We start from the raw sequence: 16,060 nt of genomic DNA on the forward strand, positions 1-16,060 counted from the left end.
AACGCATCAGTACGCCGTAAAAGATCAGCGCAATTCCGACGGATAAAAAGCTGCCAGCCGCAATATCCTCCAGCAGCGCCCACGCCTTCTTTAGCCCCTTCATCTCATCTCCTCCTTCATAGAAGAAAAAGAGACACTAACGATATAGTGCCTCTTCAATCATTAGCTCTATTTCATATTTTTAATTCCGTTAATAAGCTCTGGTGTAATAACACTTTCAAACTCTTTATAAACAGGTTGCAACGCTTTTTCTAATTCAGCACGCTCTGCATCTGTCAGCTCCGTCACTTCCATTTTTCCTGAGTTTTTCAGGTTTGCAAAGCTTTTGTCGTTATCCTCACCAGCCAGCTTCCATTCATATTCCGTTGCTTCTTTCAGCGCTTCTTCTACCTTCGTGCGTACATCTTCCGGCATTCCATCCCAGAATGGTTTGTTTACGAAGATGGCATAATCAAGACGTCCATGATTACTTACTGTCATATATTTTTGTACTTCTTGATACTTTTGCGTATCCATGTTATTAAATGTGTTCTCTTGGCCATCAACCGTACCCTGCTGCAGCGCCGCATACGTCTCACCGAACGGGATCGTAGCCGAACCTGCACCCAGCGCTTTGAACTGACCTTCTAATACTTTACCTGCCTGTGCACGGAACTTCAGACCTTTGAAGTCAGCCGGTGTTTTCAATGGTTTTTTGTTATTTGTGAACTGTTTGAATCCGTTTTCCCAGAAAGCCAGACCCATAATATCGTTGCCAACGAGTTGCTCCCCGTTCAATAATTGCTTTGCCAAATCGCTCTGGAAGAACTTCATCGCATGTTCACGATCTTTGAATAGGAATGGCATGTCCACATACTGCCAACGCGGATCAAGCTTTACCATTTTTGTAACGGATGGTGCGATCATGTGAACGTTACCAGACACAAGCGCATCGAGTTCTTCCTTGTCACCGTATAATTGCGAAGACGGATATACTTCAACCTTCACTTTCCCGCCTGTTTTTTCCGCTGCCAGATCAGCGAATTTTTGCGATGCTTTTCCTTTTACACTGTCAGCCGAAGTAACGTGCGAGAACTTAATAATGATGGTGTCTTTTTTCTCTTCTCCACCTGCTGCCGGTTTAGCGTCAGCTGCTTTCTTTTCTCCACCGCCGCCACATGCGGCAAGCAGGACCATCATCATAAGCGTCATAACTACTGCTAATGCCTTTTTCAACTTCCTTCCCCCTCTTACCTTTCTTTTTGTAAACTTCATGTATATTTTCCCTTTTATTGTTACATGAAGCGTTTTCATTTCTGAATATTATCTTATTTCCTAAAATAAAAAAACACAATTTTTGTTCATTTTGTAATTATTTTGTTCATTTTGTTCATGCTATTTTACCTACAAAAAAATATAAAAATCTACAACTTCCGACCCTTCTCATAAAAGTAATTGTAGGAAGAATCTGGGGTTTGATATAATCTTCTAAAAAATAGGAAGTGAGGAGAAACCATGGCCATTGCCGATCCGCTGCTGCGCATGATGACAAATGGATTGTTCCGTGTATCCATTACCGGATTAGATACAGTAGATTTCACTCAACCAACACTGCTTACACCCAACCACATCTCCCTTCTTGATGCGGCTGTATTAGCGATGAATCTTCCGACCGATGTCTGCTTCGTTGTCAATACAGAGGTTGCCAAGCAGTTCGCTTCTCTGCTAAAACTCAGACGCCACATTACGGTTGATCCCATGAACCCGCTCTCTGTCCGGCAGATGATTCGTCTTGTCCAACAGGGTACACCATTGGTCATTTTTCCAGAAGGGCGCATTACCCGCACTGGCGGATTGATGAAGATATATAGCGGCATGGGGTATATTGCTCTAAAGACAGGCGCGCGTATTTATCCTATTACTCTTGAAGGTCCTGAACGCTCCAAGCTTTCTTACCTGCAGGACAAAATGAATACCAAGATGTTTCCTGAGATTAAGGTCCGTATCGGGGAGCCTTACCGCATACAGGCTGACTCAGAGTTGCCCTTACGTTTGCAAAAAGAGCAAACCGCGTATCAAATTCTACAGGTCATGCAGCGTGAGCTTTTCATCAGCCGACACAAAGCACAGGCCAATCTGTTCGATGAAGTAGTAGCCCAAGCAAAAATCAATGGCTATAATACACCAATCTGTGAAGATCCGGGACAGAGTGTAAACTATAAAAAGCTGCTGATCGCCTCGTATGCTCTAGCAAGTAAGTTTTCGGCCTTGTTAGGCACGGAGCAAAATATTGGCGTATTCCTACCCAATTCAGTCGGCCATGTAGCGACGCTGCTTGCTCTCTTTCAGCGTGGGAAGACGCCTGTTATTCTTAACTTTACGATGGGCAGACAGACACTGGCCGAATGTGCGGAGACTGCGAATATCCGCACCGTACTCACTTCTCATGAATTCATTGCGAAAGGAAAACTTGCACCACAGCTCGCCGACCTTAAAGACAAGGTCCGTTTCATTTACCTTGAAGATGTAAAACAATCGATCGGACCACAGGATAGAGTACAGGCCGTATCGGACTTCATCGCTAAGAAAAAAGCAAAGCCCGGGCCGAATGAACTGATCCTGTTCACGTCCGGGTCAGAGAATAAACCAAAAGGTGTCGTACTGAGCCACGCCAACTTATATGCCAATGTCATGCAGATTACGAGCGTTATCGATGTAACACCGAAGGATAAAATTCTAAACGCCCTACCTATGTTTCACTCCTTCGGCTTAACCATCGGAACATTCCTGCCGCTGTTAACCGGAGTGTCCGTATATCTCTATCCTACACCCCTGCATTACAAGCTGATTCCTGAGATCGCATACGATAGGGATATTACGATTCTGTTCGGGACCTCTACGTTCCTTGGAGGTTATGGAAAATATGCGCATCCCTATGACTTTTATTCGATCCGCTATGTGTTCGCAGGTGCGGAGAAGCTAAAGGACGAAGTGCGCGATCTATGGATCGATAAATTCGGCATTCGTGTCTTTGAAGGATATGGTACGACGGAGACAGCGCCGGTGCTTGCATTAAATACACCCCACTTCTACCGCAGAGGTACAGTGGGCCAATTCCTTCCTGCTATTGAATACAAGATTGAGCCGATTGAAGGGATTGAAAAAGGAGGCAACCTGCTCGTAAAAGGGCCGAATGTGATGAAAGGTTATTTGCTGCATGAGAAGGGCTTCATCCCGAGCGAAGAATGGTACGATTGCGGTGATGTGGTTGATGTAGATACGGATGGATATATTCATATCATCGCTCGTTTAAAGAGATTTGCGAAAATCGCGGGTGAGATGGTCTCGCTTAACCTTGTTGAACAGTTGGCGGGTCGCTGCTTCAAAAGCGACGAGATGGCGGCTGTTAGTATACCCGATGCAAGAAAAGGGGAAAAAATTATTCTTTATACGACCTGCTCTACTGCTGCAATTCACCGGCTCAAAGAGTACCTGCAGGAGAACGGCTTCTTGCCGTTACTATTGCCATCTAAAATTGTATGTATGAAACAACTGCCCCTGCTCGGTAGCGGTAAGGTCGACTACGTAACGATAAAACAATGGGCCGAGTCCTAAGAAAGGAAGAAAACATGCGCATCGCACCGCTTACTGCCCTGTATTGGACCCAGTTTATCTCGGCATTTGCAGATAATATGATTATTTTCATCGTACTAGCTATTATGCGTCAAGAAGGATACCCAGGATTTTATATTGGCCTGGTGCAATCTGCATTCCTACTAGCATACGTCCTATGCGCCCCGTTCGTAGGTCTTTTTGCTGACCGAAACCCTAAATCATGGGTGCTTCTCATCGGTAACATTATCAAAGCGGGCGGTATTTCTCTTCTTATGCTCGGAGTCTCTCCTGTGCTTAGCTACCTTATTGTCGGTATCGGTGCCGTTACCTATAGTCCCGCTAAGTATGGAATTCTACCGGAGCTTACACCGAATGAGGAAGCACTGCTTAAAGCAAACGGTAAGATCGAAGGATATACGATTTTTGCAATTCTTGCCGGATCGGTCGCAGGCGGTATCTTAGCCGAATATTCCCTATTCTGGGCAATGACTGTCTGCATTGGACTGTACATTGTTTCACTTGTCGGAACCTTTGCAATCCCGCGGATGCCAGGCAATCAATCGATCCGCTATAATCGGGCTTTGCAAGATTTCATCTCCGATACAAAGCGATTCTTTTCAAGCAGAAAATGCCGCTTCTCCCTTGTGGGAACCTGCTCTTTTTGGATGTCGTCTACGGTGCTTCGCTTTGCGTTCATTGCCTGGATTCCATTAGTGCTCGGCATTACTTCGCTCGATAAAATATCCATGCTCGTAGCAATTACCGGTGTTGGTATTATCATCGGCTCACTTGCCACACCGTATCTGATACCGGCACATAAATTCTATCGTTCTTATATATATGGCCTAATGATGGCACTGCTTATTATCTCTTCTGTGTTCTTATCGAATCTCTATCTGATCATTGCTGTACTCATGGCTATCGGCTTTATGGGCGGCGCATTCATCGTACCAATGAATACGGTGATTCAAGATGAGGGACATAAGCTTGGGGGAACAGGAAAAGCGGTCGCTGTACAAAACTTTGTAAATAATACGATGATGCTTTTGGGAATGGGTATTTATACAGGAGCAACCAAGGCCGGCGTCTCTGCTCCTGCATCCATCGTGACGATCGGTCTGATTCTGCTCTGCTTTGTCTTATACCTTCATTTCCAAAAGAAAAAACTACTTGTTGTGTTACAGGTTCCACCTCAAAAAAATACATCAGAGTTTCTATAGGAGCCAATACACAAAGGAGCGGAGAGAATTCTTTTCTCTCCGCTCCTTGATTTACTGTGCAATCGAAGCCTGTGCCTCCTCCACGCGGGCAGAAACCGGAAGCGGTGACCGCTGAGGAGCAGATGCAGGTTGATGCTTTCTTTTTCTTTGCGTTCGCATATAGACGAATGCGAACCACGCCTGAGCGAGATAGAATGCCAGAAGATGAGGGTCCTGTGGCAGACGAAAGTACATATCGCAAACAATGCTATACGTTACAAATGCAAAAAATAATATATAAATTGATACCAGTCCATTTCGCAGCGTATTGCGATAAAAAATTCCCAATCCGACGAATGAAAGTATAAACATTCCTATATAACCCCAGAACGAATCCATTTCATATTTCTCCTATTATGTAAAATCGTGCGAGCAGGTCTAACGTAACAACGAACATTTGCTCCACCTATGATTATTGACTTGTTATAGCGTATCCTTTTTTCTAAATGTAACGCAAAAAACGACAGCATACGAGGGACTTTGCGCTTATTTATGTAAGGGGTGGCTAAAATAGTCACATTATACAGATACTTTTCCACGATTCTACCTGTTTGAAACATAGCAAAGGAAAAACCTACTCCCTTATTGAGCAGGTTTTCTACCCGTAAACAACCATACATATCGATTTAGCTGACGGGCGAAAAAGACAAGTCCCGCTTCTTCAAACATGCGGCGCAGCACAGGAACGAGCGTGTAATATTCAGTTTGCAGATCTTCAAGCAGGGCGAATGCACGCTGTTCTCTCGCTCGCGTGTGGATGATTTGTTTCGCCTCTTCATCCGCGTATGCCGTATCGGCGAACACAATAATCCCATTATCACGCAATCGTTCTGCGAGCTGTCGAATGGCGCGCGCCTTTTGCTCATCTGTCAGATGATGCAGCGCATACGTGCTGACGATTCCATCGAGTTGACCCATCGCTTCTGGAATAGAGAGGAAGTGTCCATCCTCTACCGTAAACCGCGGTAATTTGTGACGGGCAATCTCACGCATGTCGGGCGAGGGATCTACCCCACATACATCCCATCCTTGCAGCAAAAGACGCTCTGTCAAATTCCCAGTACCGACTCCAATCTCTAGTACGCGCTTTCCCCGAAGAGAGGTTAACTCCGCTGCGACTTGATCAAGAATGGCTTCATACCCTTCAAACACTTCCGCATATTCACCTTCTGTATCAGATACCGTATGGTCATATTGGTCTGCCCACTGTTCAAAAACATGATTAAACTGTACTTCACGCTCTGACATTGTTTATCCTCCTCTTTTTTCTACACTATATGCAACTGATTACTGTAAAGTTTATTATTCCTATTAATTTAATAAGTTTTATTGTATAAAAAATTCTCCTATCCTTCAATAGGAGAGTATCGTACCTTTTTACTCTATTTCCTTCTTTTCTTTTATTGCTTTATTAAGTCGTTGCAGCATATAGCCAATCCCTTTGCAGCCCTGCAGCGGAAAACGGTACGTGCAATGATCACCGAATACAGCCCGGATTACCTTCGTGTGTTTTTTTCCTGCCACGATAACAATCTCATCGAAGCGCCTAAGCTCTTTCTCCTCTACTTGTCGCTTTAATGCTTCTATCGTGATAATATCCTGACTTTTAGAGTCAAATGCCAGATCATAATTGCCTGGTACAAGGTCTGTTGGACGCAAAAAGCCATGCTTGGCCGAAAGAATAACCCAATGATCGAAAAAGGTCTTCGCGTATGCATGACATGCCGAGCCAAATGGACTGATGTATGCATCATACGCTGGAACTGCTCCTAATTCCGGATGCTTATCCCATATCTTAACTGCCCCACATGGGGTAATACAGAGCCTTCTTTTCATTGTCTGTTCTTCCTCCTTCCGACCAAACAAAAAAGCCGCCCATGAAGCGACTTTCTATCCAGTCAGCGTATTTATTCGACTTCAATCCAGACATTTCCCTTTTTCGCCTTATATTCCCGAGTTCCTTTAAGCTGATTATCCTTCAAGCTTAACACATAATCTCCGCCAAGCGACAAGGAACCGCTATTATGGACGAACTTCGTCTCTTTAAATGTGATTTTGTTGTTGATGACCTCTCCCTGCAAAGCGATAATATCATCAGTATTTACAAACTCCATTTTTCCGTTAAAGCTGCCGGTCTGATTGTTAAAATCAAAAAAGCTAATTTTAAATGTCCATCTCTTATTTGTCCCCGCTTCAGTGTATTCACCATAAAACGAAGAATCACTGGAGAGCACGGATGCGATTTTCTTTTGACTATAATCGCCCGGCTGTATCGGTAAATCGGTAGGCCCTCCTGTAGGAGATGTTACGTAGATAGCTTTTGTTTTTGGATTATACAGCACTTCCTTTCCCAGCGAATCCGCCATAAAACGAAGAGGCACATAGGTAGTACCGTTGTAGATAAACCCCGGCTTGGCTGTCTTCTTCTGCACACCATCAAAATAGTATTTTAACGGCAGAAAATCTACCTTAATGGAACTGGCCGCATATACGACCCCAGAACAAAAAATGCCTCCGGCTATAAACCCTGTTACAAGATACTTTAGCTTCCCCGATTTCCTCATATCTCTTTCCTCCCTATCTCTAAAGTACAATCCATACAAACATCCGCAAAAACTTTCCATCTTCTGTTATCATAATAATAGGATAAAAACCATAGTTAGCATAGGAGGATTACGATCATGCTGGGCATGTTTTCACTGGTTTTTATTATTATAGGTATTGTGGGCATCATCATTCTCATAATAAGCGGCGGATTATTTTATTTGGCCATAAAAAAATCCGCCGCTCTCACAACCATTTTTTCTATGGTTCTATTTGTCGCTGCCATCTATATCATTCACTATGCCTTGAATTCCTATGTTGAACTACAAAATGACCCTTTTATACGATACTTTTCTTAAATGATATAGCAAACATAAGGATTTGATGTGTCAGTAAGGAGAGAGGCAGGAAGAGAATTATGGAGCTGCATACTGTACGCGCTTATTGTCTGAAGAAAAAGGGAGCCTTCGAAGATTTTCCGTTTGGCGAGGATAAACATGTAATCAAGATATGCGGAAAAATGTTTGCACTTCTATCCGACAAAGACGGCGTCCTCCATATCAGTCTAAAATGCGAGCCGGAAGCCTGTGAGATTTTACGTGAACAGTACTCCGCTATTAAGCCTGGCTATCATCTAAATAAACGTCATTGGAACACCATCGAAGTGGATGATAGTATTCCGTCGGAAGAAATTCTCGGTATGATTGACCACTCCTACCAGCTAGTTTTTAAAGGATTGAAAAAAGTTGATAAGGAATCGTTACGATAAAAGTGAGGAAGGCTAAACCTTCTGTTTCCAAAAGTTTTAGCCTTCCTTATTAAGTCAGCCTATTAATGACTTGCACCAGAAACTTTCACTATATATCGACGAGTCCACAAATAACTAAGAAACAAAATACCATTTACAATAACAGAATCCACAATATTCCATTGCTCAGCGAACCTATCAAAGGCCTCACCAAAAACGATATAGCCTACTGTCATATAGACAAAATAAATACCAATTGAAATAGCAACACAACGAATAAAAATAGGCCAGCTCAAACAAATAAACCTGTCTATAAATTCCTCGTTATCACCTTTTGCATTGGCCTTATAGCACGCAATGACCCCCCACACCGTGATCCCAAAGTAAAAAAGATGATCAATAACAGTAAAAACACTAAACTCTTGGGGCATATAGACCAACAATAAAGACTTGATAACAGCTAACAAAACATATATCAATAAATACTTCATCTTTTCTTTTTGGGATAATCTTTTCTCTTTCAGTTCTTGTGCTAAGGCGTCTACTTTCCAAAAATACATCGTAATTCCTCCAACATCTATGCTTGATTAAACAATAAGACTAGCTAAGAAGTCTATTGTTTCACATATAGATATTGATTAATTACCCGGTTTATCTTCCATAATAGGATTTTATTCCCTAGGAAAAATTAGAAAATCGTTTTTTTTATTATTATGAGTCTGATATACTAGGTTTAGGGGTGATTTTGAAGGAATTTACTAATTATATAGTAATTTCCGTTACGTTATGAACACTGAAATTTTATTCGGACTCTTCTTCTCTTTTTTAGAGAAACTATCTTTTTTGATCTTCCCATTAGCTCTCTTTAAGTATGCAATACGTGCACGAATCATCGCTATTCTGCTTATCTGCCTTATTCTTACCATTGCAACACATTTTATTAGGCAATATGAGGCTATAAATGTGCCGTACTCTGTATTTATAGGGATGATGATTAGTTATGTCCTCACCGTCGTAGTTTTAAAAATCAAACCATTTCCGGCTATTACAGTCATTTCTGTAGGTTATATAACGAACTCAACAATCCAAGTCGTTATACTTATTATGCTTATTGTCACTACAAACCAGTCTCTTACGCAAATAACAAATCATTTTAATCATCAAATTCTTATTTATGCAATAACATTTCTAATGATGATGGCGGCCAGCTATTTCACTAAAAAATTTGAGTGGCAGGTCAGCTTAGAACAAGCTGAAAATACTCGGCTAAGTAGACAAATAAATATATTCGTTAGTCTCTTCTCACTTGTAGGTCTTATTATGGTGATTCAGACTATAACCGTATTCTTTTCTTTGAACACCCATATACTTCAAAGTATCCCTCTAATTTTAGGAACATTCGGTCTTTTCTTAATCCTATTCCTCATCATCAGAAATATAATTCTGTCTCAGAAACATGCAAAAATTGAAGAAGATAAACATTATTTAGAAACCATAACCACTTATTCTAGTGAAATTAAACATAGCATTCGCGAGTATAAAGCACACCTTAAAGTTTTGCAGCGACTAGCACATTATCAAGATCCTACCCTTTATAAACAGTATCTTTCCGATTTACTTACTGAGAAAGAGTTTTTAATGGAGACAATCGAAATATCTGAGCCTATGTTGTCAAGCTTTCTGCAAAAAGAGTGGCATGTTTGTAGGGTAGCAGGAGTACATTTGCAAGTAACTTCCTATGGCTATTATTTACCTCCAGCTTTTATTAGTGGATACAATCTTAATCGTATTTTAGCGCGTATCATTGATGGATTTATTACCGATTTTAAAAAAGGAGAGAAATTAGGCTCTATACATTTTTGTGTGGATGCTACACATTCTGAACACGTCAAATTCGTATTACAAGCTAACGTGCCACACAGCATCAAACCTGACATTCTAGAATTCATACGAATATATAACGGGAAAGCCGATGTTCATAAAGAAGATGAACAAACAATCCTTACATTCTATTTTTCGAGGTATTGAAATGGAAAAGCTAGCAGAGAGAATAGCCATTTATATAAAAGAACATACAGATAACCACCCTGCTTCCGTAGCTGTCCTCAAATTTGGCATTCAGGGGTTTCTTAGTGTTTTTATAACGACCGTCGTTCTACTTGTTGTTTCTGTTATGTTAGGACAAGTCTATGAAGTATTTATATTGGCTATTTCCTTTGGAGTTTTGCGAATGATGATTGGAGGAGCCCATGTAAAGACAGGGTGGGGCTGTACACTTAGCTCTACTGTCATGCTGGTGGGACTTAGTTACATACTTATCTCCCCTCAAACTTCGTATGCGCTTCTTGTATGCAGCCTGCTCATTGTTATCAAGTTTCCCTTTTACTTAGAACCTCATCAGTCTCGAAAATCTTTACAATATGCACACATCTTCAAAGTAGGCACTTTTATATGGATAGGCTTCGGTTTTCTTAGTACATATCTGGAAATGAGCTTTTCCTCTGCTTTTTCAATTGGAATATTTGCACAGGCGTTCACTATTACGCCTATAGGAGTTAAAGCAATACATCAATTAAACCGTTGGTTGTAAAGGAGGTGATAAAAAATGAAACGGAAACTCTTTTATTATGTTGCAACGGCATTCTCTGTACTCGCTACTTTGATTATTACGCCAAACTCACTGACATTCTTACATGCACCTGAAGTTCCTGAAGAACTCAAATAAAACGGAAATCTAGAACACATTTGGCACACAAAAACCCGGCGCTCAGCCGGGTATCTTTTTTTATTGGTCATTTTCTCAATGAATGTTCCGATACCCCCTAATGACCTTACTGAGAATCGTAACAGCTGGCAGCAGGATCGGACCCATAGTCGGTTTTTCGGGCTGCATGCGAATGTGATTTCTCTCCTTATAGAAAGTCTTCACGGTCGCTTCATCTTCTGCTGTCATCGCGACAACAATGTCTCTGTTATTGGCTGTCGGCTGCTGACGAACAATCACATAGTCGCCATCAAGAATTTCTATAGCCCTTGGCTTGGTTGGATCGCGTCGAATTAACCCTTTCTTCTCCAAATGTGCTAAATGATCACGTACTGTTGAAGCAGAAGACAATCCGACTGCTTCTCCAATCTCGCGGACAGAAGGCGGATACCCCTTGTCTTTTACTTCTTTCTTGACAAAACACAGAATTTATAGAAAATATACATAGGAAATACATGAAGTTATCAAAAAAGGAACTGGCACAACGTCTGATCCTCGCAGAACAATACTTTGCTGAAAATAATTCAAAGTGGGTAACGAATCATTTTGAAAAATTTAAGTAGGTGATTCACAATAAGTATCACCCTCCCTTCTTCAACTAACGAAGCAGGATTGTGTAATAAGGAGTTTAATTATGAGTAGTAGGATAAAGAATAATAAATTTAAGGAGATGGACGTTATTTCAAAACAAATTGAAGAACGACAAATACAAATTAACATTTGGGAAGACAAAGACCTTGATCTACTTGTTAAATTAAACGCACCAGAAATGATGGAACATCTCGGAGGGTCTGAAAGTAATGAACAGGTTCTAAAGCGTCATAAAAGGTATCTTGAACTTGGTGAAAAGGGAAAAGTATTTAGCATTACCCTAAGTCCTGATTTTGAAGCGGTTGGTTCAGTTGTATATTGGCAATCAACTTGGAATAATGAATGTGTTTATGAAATTGGATGGAGCATACTACCAGAATTTCAGGGGAAAGGGATAGCAACACACGCCGTTAAACTAGCAATTAATGAAGCAATTAAGGAAGGGAAATACCAATACATACACGCTTTCCCTTCGGTTGAAAATTCTGCTTCAAATGCCATTTGTCGAAAGCTCAACTTTTCATTAATATCAGATTGCGAATTTGAGTACCCACCAGGTAATTTCATGCATTGTAACAATTGGCGTTTGGAAATAAATAAATCATAATTGTTTCTTCAACAATCGGAGACGTTAGTTGAAGAACAACCAATACCATTGTTGTAGTAAATGAGGTCGTTTGTTGTACAATAAAGGATAGATGAATACAGGCATTTTCACCCTGTTCATCTATCCTCTCTTTTGGCTTATAAAATGTGTGACATTTTATTTAGTTACTTAATTATAAATGATTTTAAACATTTTCTTGACTTTTAATAAAATAAGCCGGTGGGTTCCTCTTTGTACCACGGTATCCACTTACCACACTAACTCTGATGCACAGATAGCTGACTGTATCCAGCACTCATCCTATTTGCTCTATAGAATGAAGGCTAGTGTCTGGAGCTGGTTCAATGCCTAACAGAAATTCTGATTATATTTTTCTTTTCTATTTGTTTGCTTCCATACTTGAAGAAGTAATAGTGATACTTATGTCAATGTTTTTTAGATAAAACCTGTAAAAATCTTGGCCCTTGATTTATATAATGAAAAGTAATGAATTGTCGTTATATCCATCTTTATAGTTAGCATTTGGAGCAGAAGCTTTTTATCATTTACATGTTGCTTCCAAAATAATAAAGTAACCCCCCGCTCATCCGGAAGGCTTTTGGCTGTGTCCGCTATCTTATTTTATATACTACGTCTATATGTCTTTCATAACACCTCCAACAAAAAGTCAGGAATCCCTTACTCGACAGGGTCACCACCAAAAGCTTTAGAGGTAAATTCTATAGTAGCCCTATCTGTTGCAATTTGTTCGAAATCTTCTGGTGTTACCCATTCTTCTGGTTTAAATTCTTCTAATGGGATAAGTTCTAGGTCTTTGTCATAATCTGAATTTACCTTCTCTACAATTTCAACATATTGCTTGTAATAATCTTCTTTTTGTTCTTGAGTTAATTCCAAAGGAGTTACTCGAAGAACTCCTTCTTTGTCGGTATTAGGTGAATCTCTTACTTCCGGTTCTTGTCTATTAGTTACATCTTGCGTTACATCTTGCGTTACCTTTTCTGTTACTTGTATTTGTTCTTCTGATTTATAATTTGCACTACACCCCGCTAAAACCATAGCTCCAAGTAAAATTCCTGCATACATATATTTTTTCAACGTTTACACTCCTATATAAAAGTTACTAAATTCATTTAATTCTAATTTATATTATTTGGGTGTTTTCCACAATTGCTATTTCTTTTCTGTTGTTTGCTTCCATATTTGATGAGCAGCGATAATTCCATTCACAACACCTTCCAAATTGGGGCCGATCGCTACAATCCCACAAAGGATTCCGACGCCAAAGAGCGCCCATATCATCATCCAATCTTTGTAGTAAGGTGTCTGCCCAAAATCAAAAGTGGCAGCACAAGCGCCAGCGCAAGATGAAGAGTAATATTTGATAAGAAGTCCATTTCCGTTAATTGTTCATCTTCTTCATACCAGCTGCCGCACGTACCTCATCTGCAAGCCGGCCAATTTCCTTCTTCTCATCTGGTCAGGTAACTACATTCCATTTGTCCTGCAGAACACGGATGATCTTATTTGCATCGTCTACCTTCATTTTCGGTTCCTCCTTAAGCTGTGGTTGTGGCGCAGTTGGCTTCTCTACTCCAACTTTTCTTTTTAACCTATAGGCTTTAGCAACTCCTCTAGCTGCCGCCTCGGCCACCTTTTGAAGAAATACCTGATCTTTCAGAAGAGCAGCATCTTTTCCATTGTCGATGAAGCCGAACTCAAGGAGCGCTGCAGGCATTTTTGATTCGCGTGTCATGTGTAGGTTCGTCTTTTTAATACCTCGATCTGGAAGGCCCTGCGCTTTGAATACGCCTGCTACTTCTGCATGGATGATTTGAGCAACACGCAGTAATTCGGCGCTGCATTTCTCATATACATGGGTTTCATATCCGGTTGCACCGCCTGCATTGATATGGAATAAAAGCAAGTGGTCAGCTCCCCAGGCATTTGCTCCATCTGTCCGTGGCTTTAAACGAGCTGTTCCTGTTGCCTCTGATGGTCTAGGTCCGATTTTTACTTCTGCAGCTTCATTCGGATGATAAATCAAGGACACTCTGGCACACAAATAGAAAAAAGAGCCGCCTACTAAGACGACTCTTACCTTCGAAAAACCCTGTAATACCAAGGGTTTTAGCTTGATGCTCCCACGCGGAATCGAACCACGAACTGATCATTACGAGTGATCTGTTATACCGTTTAACTATAGGAGCTAACAACAAATATTATTTTATAAAAAACAAGTATCTGAATCAAGTGGTTTTCCATCAGAAATCAGGTGGTAAAAAAAAGAAAAGGAGGGACATACATGACAAACGTGACTTGTACTGCCGAGTATTGCAACTATTGGGCTGAAGGCAACCTATGCAGCGCGGACAAGATTGTTGTCAAAAACACGGAAGGTGGACGAGAAGCCTCCACGATTGATGAGACGAAATGTGAAACATTCGAGCTGAGACGTGATGACGATGCACCAACTTCTAAAGCCTCCTCACACTTTGAGACGACACCGGAAGTAGCGGTCGGATGTACGGTCGATTCTTGTGAATATTGGGGCCGAGGAGACCGCTGTGTAGCGAATCATATCGATATCTTTGGCATGGATGTAAAGCATGAAGAAGGCACAGCTTGTGAAACGTTTGACGTATAATCATCCATAGCTATACGCTAAGAAGCAAGAAAGAGCGCCTATCATATAACAGGCGCTCTTCTTTATACTATACAGCTACCGTTCCGCCATTTAGTACGTCATGAATATCAACATATGTGTAATCAAGCGAATCAGCAACCGCTTTATACGTTACTTTGCCATCCACTACATTGATGCCGCGCGCTAACGCACGGTTCTCAAGCGACGCTTTTACGAAGCCTTTGGATGCGATTTGCAACGCATAGGGAATTGTTACATTGGTCAGCGCCATAGTCGATGTACGAGCTACAGCTCCTGGCATATTGGCCACCGCATAATGGACGACACCATGCTTTACATACGTTGGTTCGCTATGTGTCGTAATACGGTCGATCGTCTCAATCGAACCACCCTGGTCAATCGCTACGTCTACGATGACAGAACCTGGGTCCATTGTCTTGACCATTTCTTCTGTTACAAGGCGCGGTGCGCGCGCGCCAGGGATTAACACGGCGCCTACAAGCAGATCCGCTTCTTTCACAGCGTTTGCGATATTGTATGGATTAGACATGAGCGTCTGGATACGACCCTGGAACTGATCGTCCAATTGACGCAAGCGATCCGGATTGATGTCAAGAAGCGTTACTTTTGCGCCCATGCCGAGTGCAATTTTCGCTGCATTCGTTCCTACGATTCCACCGCCAACGATCGTTACACGTCCAGCTTCCACGCCTGGCACGCCTGCAAGCAGTACACCCTTGCCGCCTTTGGACTTTTCAAGGAATTGTGCGCCGATCTGAATGGACATACGTCCAGCTACTTCACTCATCGGTGTAAGCAGCGGCAAAGCACCGTTATCAAGCTGGATTGTCTCATATGCGATCGCAGTTACCTTTTTCTCTACAAGCGCTTTGGTTAACTCCGGTTCAGGAGCTAAGTGAAGGTAGGTGAAAAGCACAAGGCCCTCACGAAAATACTGGAACTCTTCAGCCAATGGCTCTTTTACCTTCATGACCATATCGGCTGCCCACGCTTCTTTAGCCGTGGCGACAATCTTTGCCCCTTCTTTTGTATATTCATCGTTTGTGAAACCGCTTCCTATTCCCGCTTCATTTTCTACAAGCACTTGATGACCAGCTTGTACGAGTGAGGCTACACTCGCAGGCGTCATCGCTACACGGTTCTCATTATTTTTTATTTCTTTCGGTACACCAATAATCATTGTTATAAACCTCCTTATAATTCGTTAAGGAACCCGCCATCTATCCATGTGCACATGTGTGCCTATCTGTTTGTTTTATATTTTATGGCTTTTTTATGAATTTTT

19 protein-coding genes and 1 tRNA gene are annotated in these 16,060 nt (G+C 41.5%); 9 read left to right on the top strand and 11 right to left on the bottom strand.

Annotated features, from left to right (window positions below):
* Positions 1 to 168 precede the first annotated feature (168 nt).
* Positions 169 to 1,215: a TRAP transporter substrate-binding protein gene (locus AB3351_RS20075; protein ID WP_371148947.1), complete on the bottom strand. Its 1,047-nt coding sequence runs from the start codon at positions 1,213 to 1,215 to the stop codon at positions 169 to 171.
* Positions 1,216 to 1,494: 279 nt separating this feature from the next.
* On the opposite strand from AB3351_RS20075, the gene AB3351_RS20080 reads away from it, so the two are divergent.
* Together AB3351_RS20080 and lplT are read left to right on the top strand one after the other, a co-directional pair.
* On the top strand, positions 1,495 to 3,594 hold the full coding sequence (locus AB3351_RS20080) for an AMP-binding protein (protein WP_371148948.1): 2,100 nt from the start codon (positions 1,495 to 1,497) through the stop codon (positions 3,592 to 3,594).
* 14 nt (positions 3,595 to 3,608) lie between these two features.
* On the top strand, positions 3,609 to 4,814 hold the full coding sequence (gene lplT / locus AB3351_RS20085; RefSeq protein WP_371148949.1) for a lysophospholipid transporter LplT: 1,206 nt from the start codon (positions 3,609 to 3,611) through the stop codon (positions 4,812 to 4,814).
* 51 nt (positions 4,815 to 4,865) lie between these two features.
* Here the strand turns inward: lplT and AB3351_RS20090 are convergent, their stop codons facing one another.
* From AB3351_RS20090 to AB3351_RS20105, 4 genes are all read right to left on the bottom strand, one after another.
* A complete protein-coding gene (locus AB3351_RS20090; RefSeq protein ID WP_371148950.1) occupies positions 4,866 to 5,192 on the bottom strand; it encodes a hypothetical protein in 327 nt (108 codons plus the stop codon).
* 243 nt (positions 5,193 to 5,435) lie between these two features.
* Positions 5,436 to 6,101 carry a class I SAM-dependent methyltransferase gene (locus tag AB3351_RS20095; RefSeq protein WP_371148951.1) on the bottom strand — a complete coding sequence of 222 codons (666 nt, stop codon included), beginning with the start codon at positions 6,099 to 6,101 and terminating at the stop codon, positions 5,436 to 5,438.
* A gap of 129 nt (positions 6,102 to 6,230) precedes the next feature.
* Positions 6,231 to 6,689, bottom strand: coding sequence for a DUF6884 domain-containing protein (locus tag AB3351_RS20100; protein WP_371148952.1), 459 nt, complete (start codon positions 6,687 to 6,689; stop codon positions 6,231 to 6,233).
* Between the two features lie 71 nt (positions 6,690 to 6,760).
* The gene (locus AB3351_RS20105; protein ID WP_371148953.1) at positions 6,761 to 7,417 is read right to left on the bottom strand and encodes a stalk domain-containing protein; all 657 of its coding nucleotides are present in this window, start codon (positions 7,415 to 7,417) and stop codon (positions 6,761 to 6,763) included.
* A gap of 117 nt (positions 7,418 to 7,534) precedes the next feature.
* Here AB3351_RS20105 and AB3351_RS20110 point away from each other — a divergent pair, with 117 nt between their 5' ends.
* Together AB3351_RS20110 and AB3351_RS20115 are read left to right on the top strand one after the other, a co-directional pair.
* The gene (locus AB3351_RS20110; RefSeq protein ID WP_371148954.1) at positions 7,535 to 7,756 is read left to right on the top strand and encodes a hypothetical protein; all 222 of its coding nucleotides are present in this window, start codon (positions 7,535 to 7,537) and stop codon (positions 7,754 to 7,756) included.
* A 59-nt stretch (positions 7,757 to 7,815) separates the two neighbouring features.
* On the top strand, positions 7,816 to 8,166 hold the full coding sequence (locus tag AB3351_RS20115) for an MmcQ/YjbR family DNA-binding protein (RefSeq protein WP_371148955.1): 351 nt from the start codon (positions 7,816 to 7,818) through the stop codon (positions 8,164 to 8,166).
* A 62-nt stretch (positions 8,167 to 8,228) separates the two neighbouring features.
* Here AB3351_RS20115 and AB3351_RS20120 read toward each other — a convergent pair whose 3' ends face one another.
* Complete coding sequence (locus AB3351_RS20120) at positions 8,229 to 8,705, bottom strand: hypothetical protein (protein ID WP_371148956.1); 477 nt, start codon at positions 8,703 to 8,705, stop codon at positions 8,229 to 8,231.
* A gap of 403 nt (positions 8,706 to 9,108) precedes the next feature.
* Between AB3351_RS20120 and AB3351_RS20125 the strand changes: the two genes are divergently transcribed.
* The 3 genes from AB3351_RS20125 to AB3351_RS20135 are packed head-to-tail and all read left to right on the top strand — an operon-like array spanning position 9,109 to position 10,870.
* Positions 9,109 to 10,173: a hypothetical protein gene (locus tag AB3351_RS20125; RefSeq protein WP_371148957.1), complete on the top strand. Its 1,065-nt coding sequence runs from the start codon at positions 9,109 to 9,111 to the stop codon at positions 10,171 to 10,173.
* Position 10,174: 1 nt separating this feature from the next.
* Entirely contained in the window at positions 10,175 to 10,735 is a 561-nt protein-coding gene (locus tag AB3351_RS20130; protein ID WP_371148958.1) for an accessory gene regulator ArgB-like protein, read from the top strand.
* 15 nt (positions 10,736 to 10,750) lie between these two features.
* On the top strand, positions 10,751 to 10,870 hold the full coding sequence (locus AB3351_RS20135; RefSeq protein ID WP_371148959.1) for a cyclic lactone autoinducer peptide: 120 nt from the start codon (positions 10,751 to 10,753) through the stop codon (positions 10,868 to 10,870).
* A gap of 75 nt (positions 10,871 to 10,945) precedes the next feature.
* On the opposite strand, the gene AB3351_RS20140 is transcribed toward AB3351_RS20135, so the two are convergent.
* Positions 10,946 to 11,338 carry a LexA family protein gene (locus tag AB3351_RS20140; RefSeq protein WP_371149037.1) on the bottom strand — a complete coding sequence of 131 codons (393 nt, stop codon included), beginning with the start codon at positions 11,336 to 11,338 and terminating at the stop codon, positions 10,946 to 10,948.
* Between the two features lie 205 nt (positions 11,339 to 11,543).
* Between AB3351_RS20140 and AB3351_RS20145 the strand changes: the two genes are divergently transcribed.
* Complete coding sequence (locus AB3351_RS20145) at positions 11,544 to 12,107, top strand: GNAT family N-acetyltransferase (protein WP_371148960.1); 564 nt, start codon at positions 11,544 to 11,546, stop codon at positions 12,105 to 12,107.
* 678 nt (positions 12,108 to 12,785) lie between these two features.
* On the opposite strand, the gene AB3351_RS20150 is transcribed toward AB3351_RS20145, so the two are convergent.
* The 3 genes from AB3351_RS20150 to AB3351_RS20160 all read right to left on the bottom strand — a co-directional run bounded on the left by AB3351_RS20150 (position 12,786) and on the right by AB3351_RS20160 (position 14,317).
* Entirely contained in the window at positions 12,786 to 13,205 is a 420-nt protein-coding gene (locus tag AB3351_RS20150) for a putative periplasmic lipoprotein (protein ID WP_371148961.1), read from the bottom strand.
* A 382-nt stretch (positions 13,206 to 13,587) separates the two neighbouring features.
* On the bottom strand, positions 13,588 to 14,172 hold the full coding sequence (locus AB3351_RS20155) for an N-acetylmuramoyl-L-alanine amidase (protein WP_371148962.1): 585 nt from the start codon (positions 14,170 to 14,172) through the stop codon (positions 13,588 to 13,590).
* A gap of 74 nt (positions 14,173 to 14,246) precedes the next feature.
* Positions 14,247 to 14,317 (bottom strand) — tRNA-Thr (locus AB3351_RS20160).
* Positions 14,318 to 14,412: 95 nt separating this feature from the next.
* Between AB3351_RS20160 and AB3351_RS20165 the strand changes: the two genes are divergently transcribed.
* Entirely contained in the window at positions 14,413 to 14,754 is a 342-nt protein-coding gene (locus AB3351_RS20165) for a DUF1540 domain-containing protein (RefSeq protein ID WP_371148963.1), read from the top strand.
* A gap of 67 nt (positions 14,755 to 14,821) precedes the next feature.
* On the opposite strand, the gene ald is transcribed toward AB3351_RS20165, so the two are convergent.
* Positions 14,822 to 15,955, bottom strand: a complete 1,134-nt coding sequence (gene ald, locus AB3351_RS20170; protein WP_371148964.1) for an alanine dehydrogenase — start codon at positions 15,953 to 15,955, stop codon at positions 14,822 to 14,824.
* Positions 15,956 to 16,060: the final 105 nt, after the last annotated feature.

Origin of the sequence: Aneurinibacillus sp. REN35 (assembly GCF_041379945.2) — a bacterium.
In the GTDB taxonomy this organism is placed as follows: Bacteria; Bacillota; Bacilli; order Aneurinibacillales; family Aneurinibacillaceae; genus Aneurinibacillus.

Coding starts and splice junctions, on each gene's coding strand:
- AB3351_RS20080 (WP_371148948.1), top strand. CDS start 1,495: ATGGCCATTGCCGATCCGCTGCTGCGCATGATGACAAATGGATTGTTC.
- lplT (WP_371148949.1), top strand. CDS start 3,609: ATGCGCATCGCACCGCTTACTGCCCTGTATTGGACCCAGTTTATCTCG.
- AB3351_RS20090 (WP_371148950.1), bottom strand. CDS start 5,192: ATGGATTCGTTCTGGGGTTATATAGGAATGTTTATACTTTCATTCGTC.
- AB3351_RS20095 (WP_371148951.1), bottom strand. CDS start 6,101: ATGTCAGAGCGTGAAGTACAGTTTAATCATGTTTTTGAACAGTGGGCA.
- AB3351_RS20100 (WP_371148952.1), bottom strand. CDS start 6,689: ATGAAAAGAAGGCTCTGTATTACCCCATGTGGGGCAGTTAAGATATGG.
- AB3351_RS20105 (WP_371148953.1), bottom strand. CDS start 7,417: ATGAGGAAATCGGGGAAGCTAAAGTATCTTGTAACAGGGTTTATAGCC.
- AB3351_RS20110 (WP_371148954.1), top strand. CDS start 7,535: ATGCTGGGCATGTTTTCACTGGTTTTTATTATTATAGGTATTGTGGGC.
- AB3351_RS20115 (WP_371148955.1), top strand. CDS start 7,816: ATGGAGCTGCATACTGTACGCGCTTATTGTCTGAAGAAAAAGGGAGCC.
- AB3351_RS20120 (WP_371148956.1), bottom strand. CDS start 8,705: ATGTATTTTTGGAAAGTAGACGCCTTAGCACAAGAACTGAAAGAGAAA.
- AB3351_RS20130 (WP_371148958.1), top strand. CDS start 10,175: ATGGAAAAGCTAGCAGAGAGAATAGCCATTTATATAAAAGAACATACA.
- AB3351_RS20135 (WP_371148959.1), top strand. CDS start 10,751: ATGAAACGGAAACTCTTTTATTATGTTGCAACGGCATTCTCTGTACTC.
- AB3351_RS20145 (WP_371148960.1), top strand. CDS start 11,544: ATGAGTAGTAGGATAAAGAATAATAAATTTAAGGAGATGGACGTTATT.
- AB3351_RS20165 (WP_371148963.1), top strand. CDS start 14,413: ATGACAAACGTGACTTGTACTGCCGAGTATTGCAACTATTGGGCTGAA.
- ald (WP_371148964.1), bottom strand. CDS start 15,955: ATGATTATTGGTGTACCGAAAGAAATAAAAAATAATGAGAACCGTGTA.